This window comes from Burkholderia sp. Z1 (assembly GCF_014893795.1).
Lineage (GTDB): Bacteria > Pseudomonadota > Gammaproteobacteria > Burkholderiales > Burkholderiaceae > Burkholderia > Burkholderia theae.
In genome coordinates this window covers 2,350,769-2,375,386 of the sequence record NZ_JACFYL010000001.1, presented here as the reverse complement: position 1 = coordinate 2,375,386, position 24,618 = coordinate 2,350,769, and the positions used below count along the sequence as shown (strand labels likewise).

General features: G+C 62.6%; 23 protein-coding genes. 7 read left to right on the top strand and 16 right to left on the bottom strand.

Annotated features, from left to right (window positions below; genetic code table 11):
• The first annotated feature begins 30 nt into the window (after positions 1-30).
• Together guaA and H3H55_RS10970 are read left to right on the top strand one after the other, a co-directional pair.
• Positions 31-1,650, top strand: coding sequence for a glutamine-hydrolyzing GMP synthase (gene guaA, locus H3H55_RS10975; RefSeq protein ID WP_193098616.1), 1,620 nt, complete (start codon positions 31-33; stop codon positions 1,648-1,650).
• A 257-nt stretch (positions 1,651-1,907) separates the two neighbouring features.
• Positions 1,908-4,616, top strand: a complete 2,709-nt coding sequence (locus H3H55_RS10970; RefSeq protein ID WP_193098615.1) for an AAA domain-containing protein — start codon at positions 1,908-1,910, stop codon at positions 4,614-4,616.
• 95 nt (positions 4,617-4,711) lie between these two features.
• Here H3H55_RS10970 and H3H55_RS10965 read toward each other — a convergent pair whose 3' ends face one another.
• Positions 4,712-5,635 carry a LysR family transcriptional regulator gene (locus H3H55_RS10965; RefSeq protein ID WP_193098614.1) on the bottom strand — a complete coding sequence of 308 codons (924 nt, stop codon included), beginning with the start codon at positions 5,633-5,635 and terminating at the stop codon, positions 4,712-4,714.
• A 131-nt stretch (positions 5,636-5,766) separates the two neighbouring features.
• Between H3H55_RS10965 and H3H55_RS10960 the strand changes: the two genes are divergently transcribed.
• The gene (locus H3H55_RS10960) at positions 5,767-6,558 is read left to right on the top strand and encodes a carboxymuconolactone decarboxylase family protein (RefSeq protein WP_193098613.1); all 792 of its coding nucleotides are present in this window, start codon (positions 5,767-5,769) and stop codon (positions 6,556-6,558) included.
• Positions 6,559-6,797: 239 nt separating this feature from the next.
• Here H3H55_RS10960 and H3H55_RS10955 read toward each other — a convergent pair whose 3' ends face one another.
• From H3H55_RS10955 to H3H55_RS10920, 8 genes are all read right to left on the bottom strand, one after another.
• Entirely contained in the window at positions 6,798-8,471 is a 1,674-nt protein-coding gene (locus H3H55_RS10955; RefSeq protein WP_193098612.1) for an FAD-dependent oxidoreductase, read from the bottom strand.
• A gap of 247 nt (positions 8,472-8,718) precedes the next feature.
• Positions 8,719-9,909 carry an FAD-dependent monooxygenase gene (locus H3H55_RS10950; protein WP_193098611.1) on the bottom strand — a complete coding sequence of 397 codons (1,191 nt, stop codon included), beginning with the start codon at positions 9,907-9,909 and terminating at the stop codon, positions 8,719-8,721.
• 57 nt (positions 9,910-9,966) lie between these two features.
• Entirely contained in the window at positions 9,967-10,599 is a 633-nt protein-coding gene (locus tag H3H55_RS10945) for a dTMP kinase (protein WP_193098610.1), read from the bottom strand.
• A gap of 26 nt (positions 10,600-10,625) precedes the next feature.
• A complete protein-coding gene (locus H3H55_RS10940; protein WP_193098609.1) occupies positions 10,626-11,732 on the bottom strand; it encodes a PEP/pyruvate-binding domain-containing protein in 1,107 nt (368 codons plus the stop codon).
• Positions 11,729-13,561: a PEP-utilizing enzyme gene (locus H3H55_RS10935; protein WP_193098608.1), complete on the bottom strand. Its 1,833-nt coding sequence runs from the start codon at positions 13,559-13,561 to the stop codon at positions 11,729-11,731. Before H3H55_RS10935 ends, H3H55_RS10940 begins: the two co-directional genes overlap by 4 nt.
• A gap of 63 nt (positions 13,562-13,624) precedes the next feature.
• A complete protein-coding gene (locus H3H55_RS10930; RefSeq protein WP_193098607.1) occupies positions 13,625-14,764 on the bottom strand; it encodes a hypothetical protein in 1,140 nt (379 codons plus the stop codon).
• A 70-nt stretch (positions 14,765-14,834) separates the two neighbouring features.
• Entirely contained in the window at positions 14,835-15,656 is an 822-nt protein-coding gene (locus tag H3H55_RS10925; protein ID WP_193098606.1) for a hypothetical protein, read from the bottom strand.
• Between the two features lie 12 nt (positions 15,657-15,668).
• Positions 15,669-15,878 carry a hypothetical protein gene (locus H3H55_RS10920; RefSeq protein ID WP_048248574.1) on the bottom strand — a complete coding sequence of 70 codons (210 nt, stop codon included), beginning with the start codon at positions 15,876-15,878 and terminating at the stop codon, positions 15,669-15,671.
• A gap of 503 nt (positions 15,879-16,381) precedes the next feature.
• Here H3H55_RS10920 and H3H55_RS10915 point away from each other — a divergent pair.
• Both H3H55_RS10915 and H3H55_RS10910 read left to right on the top strand, forming a co-directional pair.
• Positions 16,382-17,509, top strand: a complete 1,128-nt coding sequence (locus tag H3H55_RS10915) for a methyltransferase (RefSeq protein ID WP_193098605.1) — start codon at positions 16,382-16,384, stop codon at positions 17,507-17,509.
• A gap of 12 nt (positions 17,510-17,521) precedes the next feature.
• On the top strand, positions 17,522-18,172 hold the full coding sequence (locus tag H3H55_RS10910; RefSeq protein WP_193098604.1) for a hypothetical protein: 651 nt from the start codon (positions 17,522-17,524) through the stop codon (positions 18,170-18,172).
• Positions 18,173-18,260: 88 nt separating this feature from the next.
• Here the strand turns inward: H3H55_RS10910 and H3H55_RS10905 are convergent, their stop codons facing one another.
• On the bottom strand, positions 18,261-18,878 hold the full coding sequence (locus H3H55_RS10905) for a PolC-type DNA polymerase III (protein WP_048248571.1): 618 nt from the start codon (positions 18,876-18,878) through the stop codon (positions 18,261-18,263).
• A gap of 318 nt (positions 18,879-19,196) precedes the next feature.
• Here H3H55_RS10905 and H3H55_RS10900 point away from each other — a divergent pair, with 318 nt between their 5' ends.
• Positions 19,197-19,793 (top strand): 2'-5' RNA ligase family protein, encoded by a 597-nt coding sequence (locus tag H3H55_RS10900; RefSeq protein WP_226800017.1) that lies wholly within the window; start codon positions 19,197-19,199, stop codon positions 19,791-19,793.
• Between the two features lie 3 nt (positions 19,794-19,796).
• Here H3H55_RS10900 and H3H55_RS10895 read toward each other — a convergent pair whose 3' ends face one another.
• Entirely contained in the window at positions 19,797-20,462 is a 666-nt protein-coding gene (locus H3H55_RS10895; protein ID WP_413463960.1) for a DJ-1/PfpI family protein, read from the bottom strand.
• Positions 20,463-20,559: 97 nt separating this feature from the next.
• Between H3H55_RS10895 and H3H55_RS10890 the strand changes: the two genes are divergently transcribed.
• Complete coding sequence (locus H3H55_RS10890; protein WP_193098602.1) at positions 20,560-21,114, top strand: TetR/AcrR family transcriptional regulator; 555 nt, start codon at positions 20,560-20,562, stop codon at positions 21,112-21,114.
• A gap of 143 nt (positions 21,115-21,257) precedes the next feature.
• Here H3H55_RS10890 and H3H55_RS10885 read toward each other — a convergent pair whose 3' ends face one another.
• The 5 genes from H3H55_RS10885 to H3H55_RS10865 form a co-directional block, all read right to left on the bottom strand.
• Entirely contained in the window at positions 21,258-21,707 is a 450-nt protein-coding gene (locus H3H55_RS10885; RefSeq protein ID WP_193098601.1) for an acetyltransferase, read from the bottom strand.
• A 58-nt stretch (positions 21,708-21,765) separates the two neighbouring features.
• Complete coding sequence (locus H3H55_RS10880; protein ID WP_193099479.1) at positions 21,766-22,257, bottom strand: NUDIX hydrolase; 492 nt, start codon at positions 22,255-22,257, stop codon at positions 21,766-21,768.
• 51 nt (positions 22,258-22,308) lie between these two features.
• Positions 22,309-23,223 carry an NAD(P)-dependent oxidoreductase gene (locus H3H55_RS10875; protein ID WP_413463967.1) on the bottom strand — a complete coding sequence of 305 codons (915 nt, stop codon included), beginning with the start codon at positions 23,221-23,223 and terminating at the stop codon, positions 22,309-22,311.
• Between the two features lie 82 nt (positions 23,224-23,305).
• A complete protein-coding gene (locus H3H55_RS10870; protein ID WP_193098599.1) occupies positions 23,306-23,584 on the bottom strand; it encodes a gamma-butyrobetaine hydroxylase-like domain-containing protein in 279 nt (92 codons plus the stop codon).
• Complete coding sequence (locus H3H55_RS10865; RefSeq protein WP_193098598.1) at positions 23,581-24,576, bottom strand: HEAT repeat domain-containing protein; 996 nt, start codon at positions 24,574-24,576, stop codon at positions 23,581-23,583. Before H3H55_RS10865 ends, H3H55_RS10870 begins: the two co-directional genes overlap by 4 nt.
• Between the last annotated feature and the right edge of the window lie 42 nt (positions 24,577-24,618).

The following is a 24,618-nucleotide window of genomic DNA, read 5'->3' as shown; positions in this document are numbered from 1 at the left end:
TTTCTTTTTCTCTTCATCCCGTCCGCAGCCATGCACGACAAAATCCTGATTCTCGACTTCGGTTCGCAAGTCACCCAACTGATTGCGCGACGCGTGCGTGAAGCACACGTCTACTGCGAAATCCATCCGAACGATGTGTCCGACGACTTCGTCCGCGAGTTCGCGCCGAAGGCGGTGATCCTGTCGGGCAGCCACGCGAGCACGTACGAAGACCATCAGCTGCGCGCGCCGCAGGCCGTATGGGATCTCGGCGTGCCGGTGCTAGGCATCTGCTACGGCATGCAGACGATGGCCGTGCAGCTCGGCGGCAAGGTCGAGTGGAGCGACCATCGCGAATTCGGCTATGCGGAAATGCGTGCGCACGGCCATACGCGCCTGCTCGACGGCATCGAGGATTTCACGACGGCCGAAGGCCACGGGATGCTGAAGGTCTGGATGAGCCACGGCGACAAGGTTGCCGAGCTGCCGTCGGGCTTCCAGCTGATGGCGTCGACGCCGAGCTGCCCGATCGCCGGCATGGCCGACGAAGCGCGCGGCTACTACGCGGTGCAGTTCCACCCGGAAGTCACGCACACGGTGAAGGGCCGCCAGATCATCGAGCGTTTCGTGCTGCAGATCGCCGGCGCGAAGCCCGACTGGATCATGAGCAACCACATCGAGGAAGCCGTCGCGAAGATTCGCGAGCAGGTGGGCGACGAGGAAGTGATTCTCGGCCTGTCGGGCGGCGTCGATTCGAGCGTCGCGGCCGCGCTGATTCATCGCGCGATCGGCGACCAGCTGACCTGCGTGTTCGTCGACCACGGCCTGCTGCGCCTGAACGAAGGCAAGATGGTGCTCGACATGTTCGAGGGCCGTCTGCATGCGAAGGTCGTGCACGTCGACGCGGCTGACCAGTTCCTCGGCCACCTGGCCGGCGTGACCGATCCGGAAGCGAAGCGCAAGATCATCGGCCGCGAGTTCGTCGAGGTGTTCCAGGCCGAGGCGAAGAAGCTGTCGAAGGCGAAGTGGCTCGCGCAGGGCACGATCTATCCGGACGTGGTCGAATCGGGCGGCACGAAGACGAAGAAGGCGACGACGATCAAGAGTCACCACAACGTCGGCGGCCTGCCGGAAACGCTCGGCCTGAAGCTGCTCGAGCCGCTGCGCGACCTGTTCAAGGACGAAGTGCGCGAACTGGGCGTGGCGCTCGGCCTGCCGCCGGAGATGGTGTACCGCCATCCGTTCCCGGGCCCGGGCCTCGGCGTGCGGATCCTCGGCGAAGTGAAGCGCGAGTTTGCAGACCTGCTGCGCCGCGCGGACGCGATCTTCATCGAAGAGCTGCGCAACACGACCGCGACCGCGCAGGATGCGGCTGCCGGCCTGTGCGGCGACGCCGATGTCGGCAAGAGCTGGTACGACCTGACGAGCCAGGCGTTTGCGGTGTTCCTGCCGGTGAAGTCGGTCGGTGTGATGGGCGATGGCCGCACGTACGACTACGTGACGTCGCTGCGCGCGGTGCAGACGACCGACTTCATGACCGCACACTGGGCGCACCTGCCGTACGCGCTGCTCGGCCGCGCGTCGAACCGGATCATCAACGAGGTGCGCGGGATCAACCGGGTCGTGTACGACATCTCGGGGAAACCGCCGGCGACGATCGAGTGGGAGTGAGTGGTGAGTTGAGACTGGTGTCGTCCCAAGTCTAAAGAGCAGCAGACGATATATAAGCCCGCGTAAATGCGGGCTTTTTCTTTTCCAGGCGGCATGACTGAATGCTTGTCGCCGCTAGCAATCCGGCCGATGCAACGTTTGCAACGCCTGAGTTGCAGAAAATGATGGCAAGATGATTCCCCCATTGAGAAATAACGGCATTTGATAGTCGGCGAGAGGACGAATTCGGATGCCGTTCGCGAACGAATAGGGGATGTATGGTTTCTATCCAAGTGGGTGGCGAGGACAAGACCGCGGAGATCACCAACTGGTCGATCTGGAGTGATAAGAGCGAAGGCCTGCAACTGAGGTGCTCCTACTTAAAGAAGGGGAGGGCCATACACCCGCTCAGTGACTGCCGCATCTCCCCCGTTCGTGAACTGGGAGAGATGTTGCTGACCAAGCCCGGCAGCGTGATCGTCAGGCCCGTTGTCAAGGCAACCATCTATGGCGAGCGGTATGCCGTCGTGTTCCATCCAGGCTCTGATCAGCCCTATATCCATAAGATGGACGGCATCGGCCTCATCGCGCCGACGGCGATGAAGGAGGCGCCGATCTTCCACTATTTCGCGGCCGTGGCGAATGCCCAAATGGATCGCGCGGTGTCGGATAGTGACCGTGAGATCGCCGCCAATGTGGTCCGCCAACTGGAAAAACTGCCCGCCAGCGCAGACACCGCCTTGCATGCCTATTGCACTGCACGGAACGGAGTGCTGGCAGCGGGCAAAGGCTTGATTTATCCATTCGGGGTAAACGAGAGCCAGCTTGCGGCGGTCGAGCGGGCCTTCAGCGCGCAGGTGAGTGTGATCGAAGGTCCGCCGGGAACCGGCAAGACCCAAACCATCCTCAACATCATCGCCAATATTCTGCTGCGCGGGCAGACGGTGGCGGTGTTATCCAACAACAATGCGGCCGTCGAAAACGTCTACGAGAAGCTGGAGAAATACAGCCTCGGTCATCTGGTCGCCAAACTCGGCAACCAGAACAACCGCAAGGATTTCTTCGCCGGCCTGCCGCCTTTGCCATCGAGCGAGCCGGAGCCTGCACCGACTCTAGACGAGATTCAGGCCCTGCTGGCCCGTTTGAAGCAGCACTTGCGCGATCACAATCGGGCGGCGCAACTGCAGGTCGAACTCGATGAGCTGATCGTCGAGCGGCGCCACCTGCAGCAGTGGCAGGCAGACAGTGGAGTGCAGGCCGCCGCCTCGCTCGAAAAGTACGGACTGTCGCCGCGCAAGAGCGTGGACCTGATGGCCTACCTTGCTCATCTCGGCGAGCAGCGCATCCGCCTCAAGGATCGCATCGAGCTGCTGCTCAACTTCAAGATTTTTCGTGCCGCGCCCTTCGTCCAGGGGGACGCGCGCCTGTCTGTTTTCCATGCCCTGCAAATGCACTACTACGACAAGGCGTTGCAAGACAAGGAAGCTGAACTGCAGGCGTGCCGAGCATCGCTGGAACGCGGGAATTTCACCGTCTTGCTGGAGGAATTGAAGACGGCGTCGATGCGTCATCTCAAGCAGCACTTGCATGGGTTGCCCCAGATTACAGAGAGCTTCGATGCCAAGACTTACCGCAAGAAGTTCGATGATTTCGTGCAGCGTTTCCCGATCCTGGGCAGTGGCACGCATTCCATCGTCAATTCGATCCCGCCGGGAGCGATCCTCGATTACGTGATCATCGACGAGGCATCGTTACAGGGCATAGTGCCGGGCATTCTTGCGCTTGGCTGCGCGAAGAACCTGATCGTGGTCGGCGACAACCGCCAGTTGGCGCATATTCCCGTGAAGCTGGGCCTGCAGGCGCCCGCCGACGCCTACGATTGCGAGCGCTACAGCTTGCTCGATTCGTGCATCGGCGTGTTCAAGGAGGCATTGCCCAGAACCCTGCTGAAGGAGCATTACCGCTGCCATCCCAGGATCATTCAGTTCTGCAATCAGCAGTTTTACGACAACTTGCTGGTGCCCATGACCGAGGACAAGGGCGAGGCGCCACTGCGTCTCGTGGTGACCGCCAAGGGCAACCACACCCGCCAGAACACCAACCTGCGGGAGCTGGACTCCCTGCTCAAGCTGCTCGACGAAGAGGGCGAGCCGGTCGGACTGGACGGCGACGGCCGTGGTTTCATCGCGCCGTTTCGCGCACAGGTCAACCTCTCTGATTCGCGCCTGCCGGCGTCTTTCGTCAAAGACACCGTTCACAAGTTCCAGGGTCGGGAGTGCGACGAGATCGTCTTTTCTACCGTGCTGGACAAGAAAAGCTACAACCAGGCGCGCAAACGCCTGGATTTCGTCGATGACCCGCGCATGATCAACGTAGCGGTGTCGCGGGCCAAGCACCGCTTCACCCTGGTGACGGGCGATGATGTGTTTACTGGCAGCAACGGTCATATCGCAGCCTTGATACGCTATGTGGCGTATTACGCGCAAGACGAGCAGATCGTGCGTGCTCCCGTGGTATCGGCCTTTGACCTGCTGTACCGCGAGTTTGACCAGTCCCTGGCGCGCTTGAACGCCCGCTTGCGGTCCGAGGATTCACGCTACAGATCCGAGCAGATCGCGGCTCAACTGCTGCGCGAGGCACTGTCCGATCCGTCCTGCCGGGCGTTGATGTATCACGGCCAAGTCAAGCTGGATCAAATCGCATCACCAAGCACCCCGGATTTGACTCAACGCGAGCGGGTCTTCATGGCGCGTGCCAGTTGCGATTTCGTGATCTATTTCAAGGTGGGTAAGACCCCGCTGGGGGTGATCGAAGTCGATGGTGGGTCCCACGACCGGCCCGATCAGGCGGCGCGGGACGCGCTGAAGAACGGCATTCTGGCGAAAAGCGGCATTCCCATCCTGCGTCTGCGTACTGTCGAGAGTCGCATCGAAGAGAGAATCGTCGACTTTATCGCCCAGTGGGCGAGCCCGGCGCTCGACGCGTAAGGCGGCGTCGGAGCGCTCTGTTCCATTGCTTCCTCTGGAACGCCGAATTCGTGTCTTCGCAGGGGGCGCTTGTCAGCGCCGTTCCGGCGCGACCCTCACACATTCGAATTTGCATCGACGCCGATGCGATAGTGCGATCGCAGCGCATCGATCAGTTGCTGCAGCGATGCATCGTGCGCGTCGGGCATGTATGCGATCGCCACTTCGATCCGCAAGTCTGTCTGCTCCCGCAGCTCGCGATAGATCACACCGTCACGCGCAATCGATTTCAGCGATGACGGAATCAGCGCAACGCCTTGACCCTCGGCGATCAGGCTGAGGAGCACGTGGTGATCGGTCGGCTCCGCGATGCGCCGAGGATGGAAGCCGCGGGTCCGGAAGAGTTTCTCAAAGTGATCGTAATAGCTCGGATTGATCCGTCGTTGCGGCCAGAACAGCGGGTCGCCGGCCAGTTCCAGCAGGGAAATGCGCCGTCGTTTGCGCAATGCATGGCCTTCCGGCAGTGCGGCTACGAGCGGGTCGTCGAACAGCCGTTCGACGCGAAGGCCGTCCGTTGCAGACGGCAAGCCGATCAGCGCGGCGTCGAGTAACCCGCCACGGAGGTCGCGGGTGGAATCCTGCGAGTATTGCCGCTTTTGAATCAACCGGAGTGCCGGGTCGCGCCTCTTGAGCGCCGGTTCGATCCACGCAAACAGCGCGGGATCCAGCACCGTGGTGATACCGAGCCTGAGCTCGCGATTGCCCAGCGCGATGTGCTGTCCGATTCGCTTGAAGGTCGCGTCGGCTACCGCGAGAAGATTGCGGGCTTCGGTCAGTAGATAGGTGCCTTCGGAGGTCAGTCTTACGCCGCCGCGATCGCGTTCGAACAGTCTCGCACCGATGATTTCCTCGAGCGCCTGAATCTGTCTCGTCAACGGCGGTTGTGTAATGAACAGACGCTCCGCCGCACGCCGAAAGCTCAGCTCCTCGGCCACGGCGATGAAGTATCGCAGTTGCCAGAGTTCGATGGTTGACTGCATTGGGGGAAGCTCCGCATGGTCCTTGTGATACTGAAAAGGTATCACGCCAAAGGAATTAGCGCACCGCCGGCGATGTCGTTATCGTTCGCACAACGAGCTGCAACAACGCGACTCGACTTTGCGAGGGAATCATGCAAGACGCTCAATCGACTCTGGCACTGGGTCACCAATACTTGATGGCCGTCGAACAAAAAGAACAGCCCTCGATCAGCGAGGCTTTGAAGGACATTGCGCCGGACCTGGCGCGTATGGCGATCAGCTTCGCGTATGGAGAAATCTATTCGCGACCTGCACTCGATCTGCGGCAGCGACAATTCGTGACGGTTGCCGCGCTTGCAGCGATGGGGGGCGCCGAGCCGCAGCTTCGCTTCCATATCGCGGGTGCGTTGAACGTTGGCTGTTCGCCGCGCGAAATCGTGGAACTGATGATTCACCTTGTCGTCTATGCCGGTTTTCCGGCTGCGGTCAACGGCGTGTCGGCTGCGAGAGACGTGTTCCGCGAGAAGGGTGTCGATGCTGCGCCGGTCTCGGTGTCGCCGAGCACGACGCGTTACGACGATGGCGTGGCGGGGCTGAGGGCCGTCGATGGTGCGGTTGGTGAACGGGTGGTCGAATCGTTGAACGAGATTGCCCCCGATCTCGGCCGCTTCGTGATCGAATTCGTCTTCGGCGAAGTGTACTCGCGGACCGGTATCGATCTCGTCCTGCGAGAACTGATTACGGTGGCGGCGCTGTCAGCGATGGGCTCGGCCACGCCGCAACTGAAGGTTCACATGCATGGTTTTCTCAACGTTGGCGGCACGCGTGAGGAACTCGTGGAGGTGGTCACGCAGATTGCCGCTTATGCCGGATTCCCGAGGGCAATCAATGCGGCGCTCGCGGCAAAGGACGTGCTGCGAGACCGGGATCACGGCGCACATTGATGTTGACGGGCGGCATGCGTCCGCTGCCTCAGCCACTGACCTCAGGACTGCAGAACAGTCAGGTCGGGAAAATCGATCGGCGGCGGAAACACGTCGACATCCGCCGGCCGCGCAAACAGGGTAGCGTGTTCGTCCGGCACCGCCGCGACGAAATCCGATGTTGCAACCGGGCTCGGCTTCCATCGCCAACTCGCACTCCGCGCAGTTGGCGATCTTGTCTTGACGCTTGCAATCAGGCGTTAATCGTACAGAGCCAGATACTGATGAAGGGACTGAATAGCGGCAGCGCCTTCTCCGACAGCGGCCGCAACCCGCTTGACCGAGCCGCTGCGAACGTCGCCTACTGCGAAGATGCCAGGTCGGCTCGTCTCCAGAAAATGAGGAGGGCGGTCTGACGGCCATCTGTCGATGGCATCGGGGCCAGTGAGCACAAAGCCGTTCCTGTCCAGCGCAACACAATCGCCGAGCCACCCCGTATTGGGTTGTGCGCCAAGAAACAGGAAGACGTGCCGGAACGGCTTCGCTTCGATATGCCCCTGCCTGTCCCATACGACAGATTCAAGTTGTGTCTCGCCTTGCAACTCGACGATCTGCGTCCGTACATGAACGGTGATGTTCGCAGCGGCGTCAATCCGCCTGATCAAATAGTTCGACATGCTCGCTTTGAGTCCGTCGCCGCGAATCACGATGTGGACGTGACGCGCAAATCCGGCGAGGAAAACCGCTGCCTGGCCGGCCGAATTTCCGCCGCCGACGATAATCAACTCCTCATTGGCACAGAACGCGGCTTCCATGAACGTTGCGCTGTAATAGACTCCACGCCCCGCAAACTCCTCGAGACGGGCCAGCGACGGTTGTCGATAGCGAGCGCCGGTCGCGATGACGACGGCACGGGCATACACGTGCTCGTCGCAATCAAGACGAAGGTGAAAGGGCGGTGCCCCGTGGCATTCGATGCCGAGTGCTTCGATCGGTACACCGACCTCGGCACCGAATTTGCGACATTGAGACAAGCCGCGGCCGGCAAGCGCTTGTCCGGAAATACCTGTCGGGAATCCGAAATAATTTTCAATCTTCGAACTGGTACCCGCCTGGCCACCCGGGGCCTTGGCGTCGAGAACCGCGACTCTCAACCCTTCGGAGGCCGCATAGACTGCGGCCGCAAGACCTGCCGGTCCTGCGCCGACCACGACCACGTCGAACCGTTCGCCATTCAACCTGTCGGGGCTCAGGCCGATCGCATCCGCCACGGCCCGGTTGGTCGGGCGCCTTAGCGTGTTGCCTTGAGACGTGATGAGCACCGGTATGTCAGCGTCCGTTGCGCCATAACGCGCAAGGAGTACCTTTGCTTCCTCATGCTCATCAAGATCGAAGTAGGCTGAAGGCTGGCCGTTGCGGCTCAGGAAATGCCGCAAACCGAAGGTGGCGGCAGAGGCGGAGCTGCCGATGACCAGAACACCCGCATTCTGATCCTGAATGAACGCGACGCGCCGCAGGATATACGCACGCATGATCGTTTCGCTCAGCTCCGCTTCCGAAATGACGAGCGCACGTAGCGACTCCTCTTCGATAACGATGACTTCGCAATCACTGGTGGCACGCGCTGTCGCCACCGCAGCGCGGCCGGCGAGGGTTCCGACCTCGCCGGTGAAGCTGCCGGGGCCGTGAGTGCCGAGCACATGGAGACTGTCTCCAGAGCCTCGCGTCGCCTCGATCGTCCCGGAGAGGATGGCGAACATCGGAATGTGCCGATCGCCTTCGGAGAACAGCACATCGCCCGCTTTCAGTGTGCGTCGTTCACCGTATCGCTCCAGCAGCGCGAACTGCCTTTCATTCAGCCTTGGAAAAATCTGATGGTGACGGCTGCCGCCTGCCACCAGTTCTTCGACCTTGCCTGACGATTTGTCGCTCATGGCGGTGTTCCGAATGGGAGGGCGCACGTTGCGACCCTGGTGAGCCGGTTGTCGAATATCGAGGCGGCGCGAACAATCGGAAAGACCGGGAAAGACGCCGGGCCGCAATATCAGCGCAGATTGTGCGCCTGACTTCCGCGAGCAGTAAAGGGTACGAAAAAAGGTGATTCGCCTGGCGCCGTTGTCGGCTGTTCACGGCGCGAACGTACCGCGTGCTGGACCCCGGGCGTGCCGCAGCGTATTCACGTCACGTTTCGTTCGCGCGATAGCTGGTCAAAAGGCTATGCAGCCGTTGACTGAGCGCCGGCGTTTCTTCGACAGGGGTAAAAGCGTCGTGTGTCGCCGTGTGGATCGCCTCGAGCACGATGTCGGGCCCGCCCGCGCGGTCACGCGTGACGATTGCCGCGGTCTTCGGACTGCGCAATGCATCGTATGCGCGCAGGCCGTCGACGATGCCGGCGCGGTCGATGCACGCCGCGAGCGCAGCGGCGTCGAGGATCGCTTGTCCCGCACCGTTCGATCCGACGGGATACATCGGATGAGCCGCATCGCCCAGCAGCGTGACGCGACGGTCGCTCCACCGCGGCAGCGGATCGCGGTCCGTCATCGGCATCCTCAGGACCTGCGTCGCATTCAGGATGAGCGATCGCACGTCGAGCCAATCGAATTTCCATGAGAAGAATACGTCCGGCACCGAGGTGGGCTCGATGACGGCGTGTCGTTCCGCGGTCGCGGTCGTGTCGCGCAACTCGAGTACCCAGTTCGCGACGATCTCGTCGGGCGTGTCAGGGTCACGGACGGGATAGGCGACCAGTTTGCCGGTCTCGATCCGGCCGCAACGTAGCATCGTTTGCTGGTCGAGGAGGGGGAAGCGCGTCGTGATGCCGCGCCACATGACGATCCCCGAATGCCGGAGCGGCGCGGCAACAGGATGGAGCTGCCGGCAGACCGCGGAATGTATGCCGTCGCAACCGACCAGCATGTCGCCGCACGCGGCGGTGTCGCGGCAGTCGAAATACGCGCGTGCTTCACGCGTGTCCTGTTCGAATCGAACCAGCCGGTGTCCGAACCGGACGGCATCGGCCCCCAGTCGCTGGCGAACCGCATTCAGGAGAATGCGCAATAACGCCTCACGGTGGATCGAATACTGCGGGAATTCGGCGCCGCTTGCGAAGCCCAGCGGTTCGCTCAACAGAATCTGGCCGACCGAACTCGCGTATACCGACGAGCGAGGCAGCATGGCCGCCTTGCCCAGTTCGGATGCGAGCCCGAGCCGGTGAAGCACGCGCGATGCGTAGGGCAGGATGTTGAGGCCGACGCCCGCGGCGTGCACGTCGGATGTCGCCTCGAATACCTGGCACGCGTACCCGCACGCATGAAGCTCGAGGGCGAGCGCGAGTCCGCCGATACCTGCGCCGATGACAATGACGGCTGGCATGTGCGATGTGTATCCGGTTCGACAGTCCGATGACCGTGTTCCGAGCGCGGTGCCCGATCACCTTGCCGGCACCGGCGTGCGGACGCATTCCGGGTGCACGATCTCGACGACTTGCTGGACCAACGCTTCGAGGGGTGCGCGTCCGTCGATGCGCAGCTGCGGGACATCGTCGGCGAGGTGCAGCATGGTGGACCTGACCAAACGCTGAAACGGGACGAAATCGGCCGGTCGGCCATTGCATTCGAAGAAGTTCATCTCCTTTTTCCGTTGATGCGCGATTTCGATCGGCGTATCGAGGAACAGCACCGCCTCGGGTTTCGGAAGCGATTGGCACACCGAATAGAGGAATGGCGAAGCCATATCCAGGAGCTTCATCTTGGCCGCGAACTTGTACCAGTACGAATCCACGATGACCGGTCGGTGCATCGCCAAGGCGGGACCGATGATCATGTCGTACTCGAGTGCGGCGAGGTAGCAGAACTGCGCAGCGCGCGAATGGGGGCCCAGGCGTCGCAACGTCTCCGGCGGATCCAGATCCGGCAGCAGATCGGGAAACATCGTGACCGACGAAAACTGCTTCCAGTGCGCGATCGTGATGTCGGGATAACGATCGGCAATGGCATTCAGAAGTGTCGTCTTGCCGCTGGCGTCCACGCCCAGGAGGCAAAAGAACTGGCCGGTTTCAAGCATTCGATCCCTCGCTGCGAAGAATGGCCCTACGGTTTCGACATCGGCGGCGGCTGAATCTTGCGCGCGATTCCGTGCAACACATAACCGACTGCATTCGGCTGCGCTTCCATGATCTGCGGCGGCTTTTGCTTGTGCCAGACGGTTTCCGGCCTGCTTTGCAGAATGACCAGGTCATCGGGACGAGACCGATGGCGGTCGCTTGCCCATTCGATGTCCTGCGGAACGCCGAAGTGCTGTTCGATCCGCTTCGCGATGCGCGCCAGCGCGACGATCTCGTCCGTGTCGAGACAGGCCGTGTGTCGTTTGTCGGCATGAACCGGCACGCGACAGACCCGATCCTTTTCATGATCGATTGTGTATTCGACTTGCTTCGAAGACAGGTGCCGTTCGATGACTTCCAGCGTGACCTTGTCGACCACGTAGCGATCGGGTGTGGCCTCTCCCGTGACGACACTTTCTCCCAGGCCCCAGTTGGCTTCGATCACGATCTTCGAGCGATCACCGTTGGCGGGATTCAGCGTGAAAAGGACGCCGGCCGATCGGGCGTCGACCATTTTCTGGATGCCGACACCGATCAACGCGTTTTCGTGCGGAAAGCGCACCTTCTGCCGGTAGGCGATGGCCTGAGGCGTGAAGAGGCTGGACCAGCATTTCCGGATCCTGCCCAGCACGTTGTCGGCGCCGCGTACCCACAGGTAGGTCTCCTGCTGTCCGGCAAAGCTGCTGTGCGCGAGGCATTCGGCAGTGGCGCTCGAGCGTACGGCGACAGGAAGATTGGCGACCCCGAAGTCGCTGGACAGCCTTGCATAAGCGTCGGAAATCGCGACCTCGAACGCTCGCGGAATCTCGATGGATTCGATCAGCTGTCGTATCGCGCGGCTCGTATTCGTCAACGATGCGAGATCGTCGACGACGACGCGGGCCAGCAACCTGTCGAGCGCTTGCCTCGCGGGTTGATCGAGAAACGCCGCGTACACGTCGGTCGCGACGGCGAAACCCGCCGGAACCGGAAAGGCGGCGCGCGTCAGTTCGCCCAGCCTCGCATTTTTTCCGCCCACATGAGCGAGCAGCGCGAGGCTGCATTCGGAGAGCGGGCGGATCCATGCCCCCGCGTCGTTCGACGGCGATGTCATGACAGGATCTGCACGGTTCCCGCATCGCCGTTGACGCGAATGCGCTGTCCCGTCTTGATCAGCCGGGTCCCGAATCCGGTGCCGACGACCGCCGGCAAACCATACTCGCGCGACACGATGGCGGCATGGCACATCACGCCGCCGACGTCCGACACGGTGGCCTTGATCCGGCTGAAGACGGGGGCCCAACTGGGCGAGGTGACCGGGCACACGAGAATCTCGCCGGGCTGGACTTCGTTGAGCTGTTCGGTGCGATTGATGACGCGTACGGGCCCCTCCACGATGCCGGGCGACGCCGCGCAGCCCTTCAGCTCCCGCTGCTCGCCGTCGGCGGACTCGATCCCGAGCCAGTTGATGACGGTCTCCTGAGTGATGCCCCAGAGCATGATCATGAGCGGGTCCGTGATCGATTCGGGCGGCGTTCCCAGTGCGGGCGGCGGGGACGACTGACGAAACCGCTGGTAGATCTCGCGGCGCTGCGCGATCTCGTCGGGCCAGATGCGCGGCCCTCTTGCGTCGGCACCGACCGACCATGCGGTGATCAGGTCGTAAAGCGCCGCCTGAATTTCGTATCGGTTCAGAAAGAAGATGTCGTCCGTCGATGCGATGAAGCCGTGCTGAACGAGGATCTTTCCGAACTCGCGCATCTTTTGCCAGAAGACGGTGTGGTGCCAATGTTCGACGAAGAAGTTGTGGTTCTCGACGTACGGATACACCGTTCGGGCCAGGTTCAGCAGATCCGCGAACACCTTCGCGTCCTCGTCGTTTTTCACGAGCTGCGCATATTCGGTCGTGATGCGGTCGCGTTCGCTGCGAATGGCGTCGAGGGGGCGTTCGATGGTCTCGCCTTGTTCGAGCTTCTCGACATAGCTGCGCAGCGCGACGAACGGAAAGGAAAGGTCGTCGATCCAGCTGCGATCGTGATGATAGAAACCCGTGCCGGTGGAGAAATGGAACCAGGGCTGCTTCGCTTGTTCCAGCGCGCTGCACCATTGCCTGCCATTCTCCGTCTCCTGCAGGTCGGCGAGTATCTGCGACGGCGGCGCGATTTGCTTGACGACGGGTGCGATGTCGAGCGCGATGGCAAGGTGCGCGAGCTTCCTCAATTCGTCGTCCGGACGGAAGAGCAGGACGTCGATCCCGGACACCATCTGTGCGACGCTCTGGTCGGAAATGCCCGGAAAGGCCTGCTTGCAGAATTCCAGAAAGGTCAGGTAGGCGGCGTAGCCGAGATTCAGCATCTCGAAATGGTATTGCCAGACCTTGAGCAGGTTCTCGATGGTGCGGTTGTAGGCTTCGAGCAGATGGTAGCCCGAGGCCACGCCTTGGCCTTCGGTGACGACGGCCTCCGCTTCGAGCTCGGGCAGATCGCGGATCTCGATCGCTGCGAGCGCTTCGATATGGGCGCGGGTCTTGCGCAGCCACTGCTCATAGAGTTCGTCCCAGTGCTCGAAGTAATATCCGGCGCGCCGGGTGAAATGTTCGGTGCGTTGCGCGATCAATGCTGGGTCGGTGACCGCGGTCGGACTCAGATACAGGTATCCGTTCACGATGCGCTGGTCGATACCGAGCGCGGACGGCATCACGAAGACACGCGTGTTGTACTGCGATAACGCGACCCAGATGGCTTCGCAGATGATCGCGTCGAACGGGTACAGCGGCTCGGCATGATGTATCCGGTCCGCAAACCAGAATCGGCTTTCCTCGGAGGTCCGGCGTTCTTCACTGAAGACGTGATAGTACGGATAGAGCCGCTGCCAGCCTTCGCATCCCGGTGGCACCGCGACTTCGAACGGACTCGGGAATTTCCCGCGCGACGAACGGTTCATGATCGATCCTTGGTTCGCGTTGCCAGGTGAGGGCAACGGGCAGCCATCCCGTTACCGTGCGGATCAGGTCGCAGCAGTCAGGCCCGCGTCGCCGAGCGCGTGCAGCACGCGATCGATCATCCCTGCCGTTTCGCTGCTCATCGTCCCGCACACGTGCGCTTGCGCTTCGTCGGCGGTCGTGACGCCGTCGCACAGGAAGACGAGCGCGGCTTCCTGTGCGGACAGGGTCACGACCGTGCCGAATTCATTCAGTCGTGCAAACTTCATGGCGTCGTCCGAAAACGAGAAATCGACGTCGAACTCGAGGGACGGAAGGGGGCGTGTGGTCGTCGGCGGCTCGGCCTCGATCCCGTCACGAGCTTGCGGCACGTCGAATCGTTTTCCGCTCACCTGGCATTCGGCCCATAGAAATGCGGCGCGGGCGAACGCGGCAATGCGTCGCGCGTAGGCCAGCGACGAAGCCCTGTCCGGATACTCTGGTGTGCGCTGCAAATGCCAGAGCAGGTCGGCGGCGCTCAGGCCCGTGGGGCGGCCGAGGAGTTCGTGTTCCCACCCGGATGGCAACTGACCCAGCGTGCGGTTGCGCCACTTGGACAGCGGATTGGTCCGGCCGTAGCCGGCCAGTAGCGCATCGACCGCGTGGCCGAGCAATTTCTGCGCGGCGAACACCAGCGTGCGATAGTCGCCGGTTTCTTCATAACCCACCATGTCGATCTGTATCGTTCTCCCGGCGTGGCGTGCGACTTGCAGTTTGAGCCTGGCAAGCGCGGCCTCGGACGGCCGAAATGCGGCGTCGGAGCGCGTTGCCGATGGGTTGCGCAGAAGTTGCCCATGACGTAGCCGGTGAAGCAGCAGACGCTCGTCAAACGTAAACTTCGCGGTATCGGAAACATCCCAGGGCTGGCGGGACCAATCGTCGAGACGATGGATCAGGCTCTCGATCACGGTATCCGGAAAGATCCGGACGTCCACCACGCATTTGCCCAGTGCCCAGATGACCTCGTCCCGCGGTGGCAGCGCAGAGGCCGGACGCGAGGTGATCAGGAGCACGTCGAGGTCGGACTTGCGGCTTCCCATGCCTTCGGCCAGCGAACCGACCGCCAGGAGGATGTCGTCGTCCTCGAGTCCGACCATGTCGGCAATACTCGTGCGGACGGACGGCAAGTCGGTCTCCCCCAAATGCAGAAATTCTTCCACATTCATTTCTTTTCCCGTTGCGCGAGTGTCTTGTTCTGGGCGGAACGGCGTGCCGATCCGAAACGATCTGCCCGGGTCAGTCGAATACTTTCTTGTCCAGTTCGTGCATGGTGATTTCGTTGAAGTCGTGGAATCGCTTCCGGAACAGATCGCGTATCTTGCCGACGGCAATATGCGTGGCGCGTTGTTCGATCAACATGCCGGTATACGCGACGTGACTCAGCTCGTCGCGCAGCAGCGTATCGAGCAGCTTCACGACCTGCGGCAGCGTTGTGGGCGGGCAGTGGGTGCTGAGCGCATCGCGCTGTAACAGGTGATGGATCGTCGTTCTGATCTCGGCGATATTCATCTGGATGAAATCGTCGACGGTGGGCGGCCTTCCATATAGTGACCCTTCGACCACGAACAGCGGTTGCGCCATCGAGTAGCCCGGCGAGAGCTGTCGCAGTTCGTTGCGAAACGCCGGACTGACGGCGCCGGGAAAGGTCAGGTCCAGCAGCTTCAGATAGAACAGCGCATGACCCGATTCGTCGACCGCATGACGTTTGAGGAGCTGCTGTTCCTCCGCATCCTCGGCGCAAGCCGCCATCGACCACAGGCGAGTCGCGCCGTCGCCTTCGCGCTCGGCATTCGTGATCAGCGATGTCGCCAGCCATTGCTTGTTTTGCGACGCGCCACGGTAAGCCGCCGCATAGGCGCGCGTGCCGTAGGGGGGATCGTCTTCCAGCGCGGCTTCCAAAGCCGACAAATAAGTCGGGCACCGATCGTCGAGACCCGACTGGGACAAAGCGACCCTCGCGGCGATGTAGATCCGTTCGCTGGTCTCATCGGCATCCAGCAATGCGTCGATAGGCGGCCCGTCTGGTGACGGCACGGGCGTGGAGCCAGCGAGCATCATCGCACGTTCACCTTAGAGAGATTGGGAGCAAGGATCGAACGGCGCGTTGAGTGCAACGAACGCGCGATCGGCGTTAGGGAATTTCGCTGCGATTGCGTCGAGCGTTTCCTGATCGAGCACCAGCTTTCCGTTCTTGATGTGACCGGAAAGCACGATACCGAGCCGATTTTCCTCGATTCTCTTGGCGGCATCGAGTACATCGTCTTTATCGTATTGCGACATGTTTTTCCCCTTTTCGAGTAATTGACGTCACGCGCTTGGAATAAGTTGGCCTCGGCGCGTTTAACTAAGCTAATTCATGAGGGGTCTTTGTCAAGGAGATTTGATTAGCGGTTTCGGTGCCGGATTGATGCCTTTGAAATTGTGTTTTTTGCGGAATGAACGAGGAGACTGTTCACGATTTTTAAAATGGAGGATGAGATTTTTTGACCGAAAGTCGCTTTGTCGTAAGCCGACCGATAGCGGTACGAAAGACGTGCCATCGGCGGAAGTTGGGGTGGTGGGAAGCTGCTATGAATGGTTTAAGCAGCTTATACATAATCCGGAGATTGTTTGGATCACGCGTCGGTATGTGGATCGATTTTTAATCGCGCTTTTAATTACAGATTTTCAAGTGACGGATCGAGTCGGCATTACTATTATGGGAATCGATCGTCAATCGCCGGCATGCTCGATTGAACATCCGAACATGTGCGGTGCACGAAACGCAACCAAAGGCACGCGCGATGGAACATGATTTTCAGGGCGTCGATTCGGAATGCCGCGCGAGGGACGACGAATGCTTCGATCTGGGATTGCTGGCGGATGGGTTGGCGAGATCGGGATACGGAGAATTTGTCGCCAACTTCGATCCGCTCGTACCGCGGCCGAATGCCTGGCGGGCCTGCCGGGAATCCATTCCCGTTTCGCTGCGGCCGGTGGTCGATTTATTCCTGATGAACGAACCGGTGGAAGCGGATGCAATTCCTGCTTCCCTTCAGGCGTTGCTTCCGGCGTTGACGGACATCGGACTGATCGTCACGCTCGCCGGGAACCGGATCGCGACGCCGGGGCTCGTGATCTTGCCCGTCTGGGGCAACTGGTTGGTTTGCGAGCGGCCCGGCCCCAATCCCGCGTTTTACTTCGGTGAGGATTCCATCGCGTTGCTCGCGCGCATGCTGCCGCGCAGCGGCGGGGATTGCCTGGATTTATGCACGGGTCCGGGCTTGCACGCGGTGCATTGCGCGCGGTTCGCGAGAAGCGTCGCGGCTGTCGAGATCGATGCGACGGCGGCCCGGCTGGCGTGGATCAACGCGCGCCTGAATCGCGTTGCCGATCGCGTCGACGTGTTTCACGGCGACCTTTATCAGCCAGTCGAGGGGCGGCGGTTCGACACGATCGTCGCGAATCCTCCGCTGCTGCCGTATCCGGACGCACTGCCGGCCCCGCGGGTCGGATACGCCGGCCCGGACGGGTTTCGCATCATCGGACGCATCCTGGAAGGGTTGCCGCATGCGCTGCGTGATGGCGGTGCCGCCCAGATCATCGGGATGACGCTCAGCGATGGGCGAGTGCCGGTGATCGTTGACCGACTGGATGGCATTGCGAAGGAATCGGACATGGCGATCCGTTGCAGTGCGCTGTCCCACCAGAGGCTCATGCCGGACGACGCTTACTTCGATCTCGTTGCCGGCAGCATGATGCACGTGTCCGGACGGGGAGCGTCGCTCGTCGAGGATGCGCTACGGACGATGCTGGCGAGTCAGAAGTGCAGCCATCTCTGCACGTTTTTTCTGCACGTGGTGCCGGGCAACGGGCGATTCGATCTCGTCGACGTATCGCAGCCCGATCGCCCGGGGTTCTGGTACATCTGACAAAGGGCCGATATGGCGACACTGGTCAAGATCGGGGGCAGTCTCATTCCGGCGCACGTCGAGCCGCTGTGTTCGTCGCTTCGCGAGGTCGCCGGCGATCACCACATCCTCGTGATCGCCGGCGGAGGGCAGCTCGTCGATGTGTTGCGCGCGTACCGGAAGACACTGACGCTGAGCGATGAAACGGCCTATTCGATGGCGATTCTCGCGATGGATCAGCATGCCTGCCTGGTGGCGGAGGTAGGCGGATTCACGGTGTCACGTTCACTGCGGGAACTGATGAAACGACGAACTGTTCCGCAGGTCTTCGCGCCGTCCGACGTGCTTCTGAATTTGCCGATCAATGACGATATCCATATCGACCGGATGACGTCGGACACGATTGCGGCGTTTGTTGCGGGTTGGCTGGGCGCCGATCTGATCATCGCGACCGATACCGACGGCATATACAGTGCCGATCCCGCCGTCGTCCCGGATGCGATATTTCTCGAACGCGTGCGCGCTTGCGATCTGACGCATCCGACATCGGTCGACGCCGAAGCCGTGCGGATGATACGCCGCTGGAACGTCAGGACCTGGGTGATGAACGGGACCGTGCCGGATCGGCTGGTGAGATATATGCGTGGCCAACCGGTAAGGGGGACGGAGATCGTGCCCGACTGACGGTCAAGTGTCGTCGGTCCGCGCGCCGCGAATGCGAATCACGAGAATGTGCGCAACGCTACCCGTCGTCGATTTCGACTGCCCGATCTCATGCGTGCGTTCGACCGAGCGAACGCAAGTAGGTCGGCACGTTCGCCTTGGTCGTCGTCTGGACTCGCGTCATGAGCGCGTGATCGATACGATCCAGTCCGTACGTCCGGGCAATGTCGTGCTGCAACCGGCACCACAGATGGCCGGCCATCTCGGCGTCGACCATCGCCCGGTGCGCACGGCCAGTTTTGGGTAACTGCAGCAGGTCGGCCAAGGTCGACAGGCGGTGACTCTGCGCGTGCGGGTAGATGCGTCTCGCCACCAGCATCGTGCAGGCAAAGGAATGCTCGGCCGGCATGTCGAGCAGCCCGAGCTCCGCCTGCCAGAACCGTTTGTCGAAACCGGCGTTGTGCGCCACGACGGCATGCTTGCCGACGAACGCCGCGGCTTCTTTCATGACTTTCGACGCCGGGGGCGCCGTTGCAATCATGTCGTTCGTGATGCCGGTCAGCGCGACGACATCGGACGGGATGCGTCTGCCTGCGTTCATCAGGCTCTGGAAACGGTCGACGACCTGGCCGTCGCGTAGAAGGATGACGGCGATTTCGGTAGCACGGTCGCCCAGATTCGGCGAAAGCCCGGTTGTTTCGAAGTCCAGTACCGCGACGGTTTGCATGGTTGAATCCTGTTACTTCATGCGGTGTTGTTTGGTTTGGCCGAGAGGTTAGCATCTTCGGGCCGGTGAAAGGCTCGTTCAGCCCGAGACACGATCGTTTTCGCCATTTCACCGTTCGTGAGCTTGTGCCACAGGTTTGCTGTCAACGTCCAGTTCCAGAACGGGGCTTTGACGCGTTGATACGCGGTCCAGCGGTCGGCGCATCGTTGGCAGCGTGCCGCATCGGATGATGCGGGCGCTCGGCTGGGATATCAGCCGGGGGTGTTTTCCGATTAACGACAATGGAGACGTTGCCATCGGCGTATTTGAAATATGACCTTGACCCAACTGACGCTACCGGGATTCGATGTGCCGCCACCGGTTCCCGAGCATCGCTTTTTCTTCGCGGCGATGCCGGATCCAGCCACGGCTGAAAATATCGTCTGGATGACTGAACGCTTGCAGTCGAGGAAACCAGGGAAGGACCGGGTGCTGCACACCGCGCGTCTGCATGTCACGCTGCACGCGCTGGGCGATTTTGCTTATGTGCCGTACGCCACCATCGCGCGTGCATGTGCCGCGGCGGATCGCATTGATGTGCCGTCGTTCGGCGTCACCTTCGATCGACTCCTCAGCTTCAATGGGCGGCCGGGCCATCAGCCTCTGGTGCTGACCGGGAGCGCAGGGCTGGACCTACTGATCGACTTTCAGCAGCAACTTCGAGATGCGCTGAGAAAGGCAGGCCTGCGTGTTTCAGGCGCGCGTTTCACGCCCCACGTGACGTTGCTGTACGGCGAACGCAGGCCCGAGCAGTACAGGATCGACCCAATTACCTGGACTGTCCGCGAATTCGTCCTGATCCACAGTTGGCTCGGCAGGACGCACTACGATGTAGTAGGGCGCTGGCCGCTGACGATCGGCAGTACCTCGGTCTGATCGTCACGCAGGAAGCCCGCTTCGCCCTTCAGACATCCGGATCGAGCCCGTGGTTTGCCCCGTACCCTGCCTGATGCTGAATTCGATCAGATTCTCGTAAATCTCCCGTTGTCCGGCAGGCAGCACGGGCCGCAACGTCTCGCGTCGCTTGTCCGCGTCGAACATCGATTCCATCAGCCATCCCGTCAGATAGATCGCAGCAAGACATCCGCCTGCCGTCGCGACGTTGCCGCGACACACGAGCGGCTGGTCCAGTGCCTGCAGTCCGCGTGCCAGCAGACCGTCTCGCGCGTCGGGATGGGTTGTTGCCCGGCCGTCCGGCAACAACCCGAGCTGTTCGAGAACAAAGGCTCCGGCGCAAATCGACCCGATGCGCTGGCGTGCCGGATCGAGATCGAACGACGGCAGGAAATCCGGGCTCGCCAGCGCGGCCGGTATCCCTTGCTTGCCGCTCGAGAACAGGACCGCGTCGGCGCGATTGGCGTCCGACAGCGGGCCATGAACGGGAATGGGCAGACCATGCGCGGAATGCAGCACCGGCTGCGTACCGAGAATCCGAACGCGCCAGTCCGTGGTGTTGCGACCGAGAATGTCCCACATCAGGAACAGGTCGATATCGGTGAACTGGTCGAATGCGACGAGAGCGATGTCTTTCAACGCGAACTCCATGAGTAAGCGGCGCCATGCCGGAAGCGGCGGCGGCCGTGATAGAGTTCGCAGCCTATCTGTCCATGCCGCACCATACACAGCCTGTATGGCGATGCCGATGAGCAAACTGACTCGAAACGACTGGATTGCAGCGGGCTTCGATGCCCTCGACGGAGAAGGGTATGCGGGCATCTCGGCCGAGAGCCTCGCGCGACGGCTGAACGTCACCCGCGGATCGTTCTATCACCACTTCCTCAATCGCGAAGACTTCGTCCGGACGCTGCTGACCGCGTGGGAGGACGACTACACGGCGCGCATGCTCGCCTACGCGGCGGACGGCCGCAGCGTGGGCGATACGCTGACGCGCTACCTGCGCATCGCCGCGGAGAAGCGGCCGGGACGCGAAGTGGCGATCCGCGCGTGGGCGCTGCATGACCCGATCGTGGCGGAATTCCAGCAGCGCGTCGATGCCACGCGTCTGGCATTCGCGGTCGAGACGTCGCGTCGGTGGGTCCGCATGCCGGGTGAAGCCGAGATCGTGGGGCAGGTCGCACACCTGTGCCTGATCGGCGGCCAGCAGGCCGGGCTGCGACGCGACGCCGAGCGGTTCAACCGCTTCATGCAGCGCGCGTTCACGGCCGTCGAGAGCATGCTTCCGCGTCGGCGCGCATAACGGTGCGATGTGCGCGATACCGGTGATGCATGAATTGCACGGGTATCGCGGAACCGGGGGCGAGCGAGTGCGTCGACCCGTTCGGTGCGTGGTTCACGAGAAGCGCTTCAGGCGATGCGGTGACGCGCTTTCCCCAAGTCTCGTCAGACGCGCGCGCCACCGCGATAACGCAGGTGGATCAGCGGATAGGGCCGGCCCTGTCCGTCGAGCGCCGATCGCCCGCAGCGCTCGAATCCGAGCCTTTCATAGAATCCCGCCGCCGGTTCGTTCTGCTCGTTGACGTCGGTCGACAGGTCGGGATGGCGCTTGAGCGCTTCTTCCACCAGCAGGCGCCCGACCCCCTTGCCATGGTGAGCGGGGGCGATGAACAGCGCTTCCATGTGACTGCCGTCGAGCAGCATGAAGCCGATCGGCCGATCGGTTTCGTCGACGGCCAGATCGAGCGGCGCGCCGGGTAGAAACGCCACGACTTCGGATTCGATCGCGCGACGGTCGTCGGCGCTCAGGAAGTGGTGCGTTGCGTCGACCGCGCTGCGCCAGATATCCAGCACGCGTGTGCCGTCGGCCTCGTTGGACTTGCGAATTCTGACCATGGTTTGACGTGGGGTGATTCGGGGGTTCGGAGGACGACGCGCGACAGACGGCGACGCTTCAAGTGGGTTGCCGCTGCTGCCCGCCGCGAAGGGTTTCGGCCCGCTCGATCGCCCGTCGCGCGACGTCCTGCACTCCCGCGCTCATCGGCAGATCGTCCCGGTCAAGTTCGGCGAGATCGAACCAGTGCGCCTCGAGCGCATCGTCGCCTGCAACGGGCGTGCCGCGCAACCATCTGCACAGCACGGCGACCAGCACGTAATGCTGGCGCAGGCCGCCGGCGGCGTCATGATCGAACGCATCCAGCGCGGTGAACACGTCCAGCGCGTCGACGTCGATCGCGGTCTCCTCGGCGATTTCGCGCACGGCGGCGTCCGCGACGGTTTCTCCCGATTCGATCTTGCCGCCGGGAAAGCCCCAGCAGCCTGCGTCGGGCGGATTCGCGCGGCGCACCAGCAGCACGTCGCGGTCCCGAAGAACGACGCCGATCACGGCGGGAACGGCGCGCACGGGCGGCGCGGCACCGGTCGGGAGGCGAGACGAATCTGACATGACGGCGCTACATGGAAGAGGGTTCGCAAGCATGCGAGGGTCGGTGATTGCTCATCGCGCATCCTCGGTACGCTGCTCGATCGCGCGGATCACGGCGACCATGTCGTCCGATCCATGTCCGGCCTGCTCGGCCTCGCCGTAGAGCGCGTGGCAGATGTCGAGCAGCGGCGATGCGATGCCGATGCTGCGCGCGGATTCGGCGACGAGGCGCGCATTCTTCAGCACGTCGGTGATCGCGGCCTGTACCGAGAAATCCTGTTCGACGAGCTTGCCGAGCTTCACGCGCGACACGTCGCTCGCCATCGGGCCGGCGTTCAGCACATCGGCGAAACGCGCGAGGTCGATACCGTGCCGTTGCGCGAAATGCGTGGCTTCAGTCAGGCCGGTGGCCATCGTGATCAGGAACAGGTTGACGGCGAGCTTCATCGTCAGCGCCGACGGCACGTCGCCGCACACGAAGCTGTCGCGGCACAGCGGTTTCACGAGCGCGCGGATCGCGTCGACGTCGTCCGGCGCGCCGGCCAGCATCACGACGAGCTGGCCCGCTTCGGCCGGCTTGCGCGAGCCCGACACGGGCGCCTCGACATAGCGACCCGACGAGGCAACGATCTCGTCGGCCAGCGCGCGCGAGTACTCGGGCGAAGTGGTGCCCATGTTCACGATCACATGCCCGGCGACACGATGACCGAAATCGGGCGTGCCGCGTCCGAGGACGGTGTCGATCGCGGTGTCGTTCGCGAGCATCAGGATCACGATGCGGCAGGCCGCGAACACGTCGTCGGGACGTTCCGCGACGCGCGCGCCGGTGTCGCGCAGCGCATCGTCGCTGCCGTGCGAACGGCTCCACACGACGAGCGCTGTGCCGGCCCGCGCAAGATTGAGCGCCATCGGCGTGCCCATCACGCCGAGGCCGATGAATCCGACTGCCGTTTGCATGTGCTTGCTCCCGCGATGGTTCGAGACGATCGTGGGCGTCAGTATCGCAGCGTTTCTGCACGTCTGCCATCTTGCCCGCGCGGCTGCGGTTGTTGCGTCGTGTCGTCTCGCGCTACGTCATATCCGCCAGATACGGCCACGGATAGATGCCGCGCGCATGACCGTCGCCGAACACGAGGCGGACGCCGTAGCCGGCCGCTTCCACGCCGTCCAGCGTCAGGTCGGGCCGCGCATCGACACGGCCACCGTCGAGCCGGATCCTTCGGCATTCCGCGCACGGGCAATCACGGCGCAACTGCGCATAGCCGATGCGCTGCATGTCGCCGTCCGGCCAGCGGAGTGTCAACGCGCGAGCCGGATGATCGAGTGCGATTTCGGTCGGCGAGATCATCGCGAAGCCTCGTCGATTTGCCGGATCGCGATTCGCACGGCCTTGCGTACCTCGGGATCGCGGTCCTCGAGCGCGTCGGTCAGCGCGGGCAGCGCCGCACGGTCGCGCAATTCGCCGAGTGCAAGCGCGGCCTCCTTGCGCAGATTGCTGATCGCATGCGAGAGCAGCACGACGATCGCCGGTGCCGCGGCGGCATCGCGTAGCTGCCCGAGTGCCCGCGTGGCGCGCAAACGCACCTGCCAGTAATCGTCGCCGAGCGCTGCGACGAGCGACTCGCGTGCGTCCGGGATGCGCAGCTTGCCGAGCGTCGCGGCCGCTTCTTCGCGGACCTGCCATTCACGGTCCCGCAGCGCGGTGAGCAGCGCGTCGACGACGGCTGCATCGTCGGGCGTCGCGAACCCGATCGCGCCGACCGCGGCACGCCGCACGTCCGCATCGGCGTCGGTTGTCGCGATGCGGGCGAGCGGCGGCAGCGCACGCGGCGTCTTGAGCCAGCCGAGCACCGCGACGGCTTCGGCGCGCACGTCAGCGGGTTCGGCATCGAGCGCGTGCAGTGCGGGTGCGAACGCGTCGGGCACGCGCAACTCGCGCAATCCGCGCAGCACGGCGCCGCGCACGAACGGCTCGGGCCGGTCGGCCCAGCGGCACAGCACGGGGCCCGATGTGGTGTCCTTGAGTTCGGACAGGCTCTGCGCGGCCGCGGCGCGCACGCCGTCGTCCGGGTCGAGCAGCGCGCCGCACAGCGCGTCGACGACGTCGGGCTGTTCCCACGCACCGAGCACGCGGGCCGCTTCGCCGCGCACGTCGGCCGACGGATCGTCGCGCAGCGCCGCGACGAACGCAGGCACGAGCCCGGGGTCCTCGAAATCGGCGAGTTCGAACAGCGCAATGCGGCGCACGGATGCGTCGGGCGCGGCGAGGCGGGCGACGAGTGAGGCAAGATCCGGATCGTGCGTGCCGGGCAGTGGGGAGGCTGAAGAGAAAGCGGTCATGGGCAAAAGGTCGGTTCGATGAATGGGCGGCTGCTCACGGCA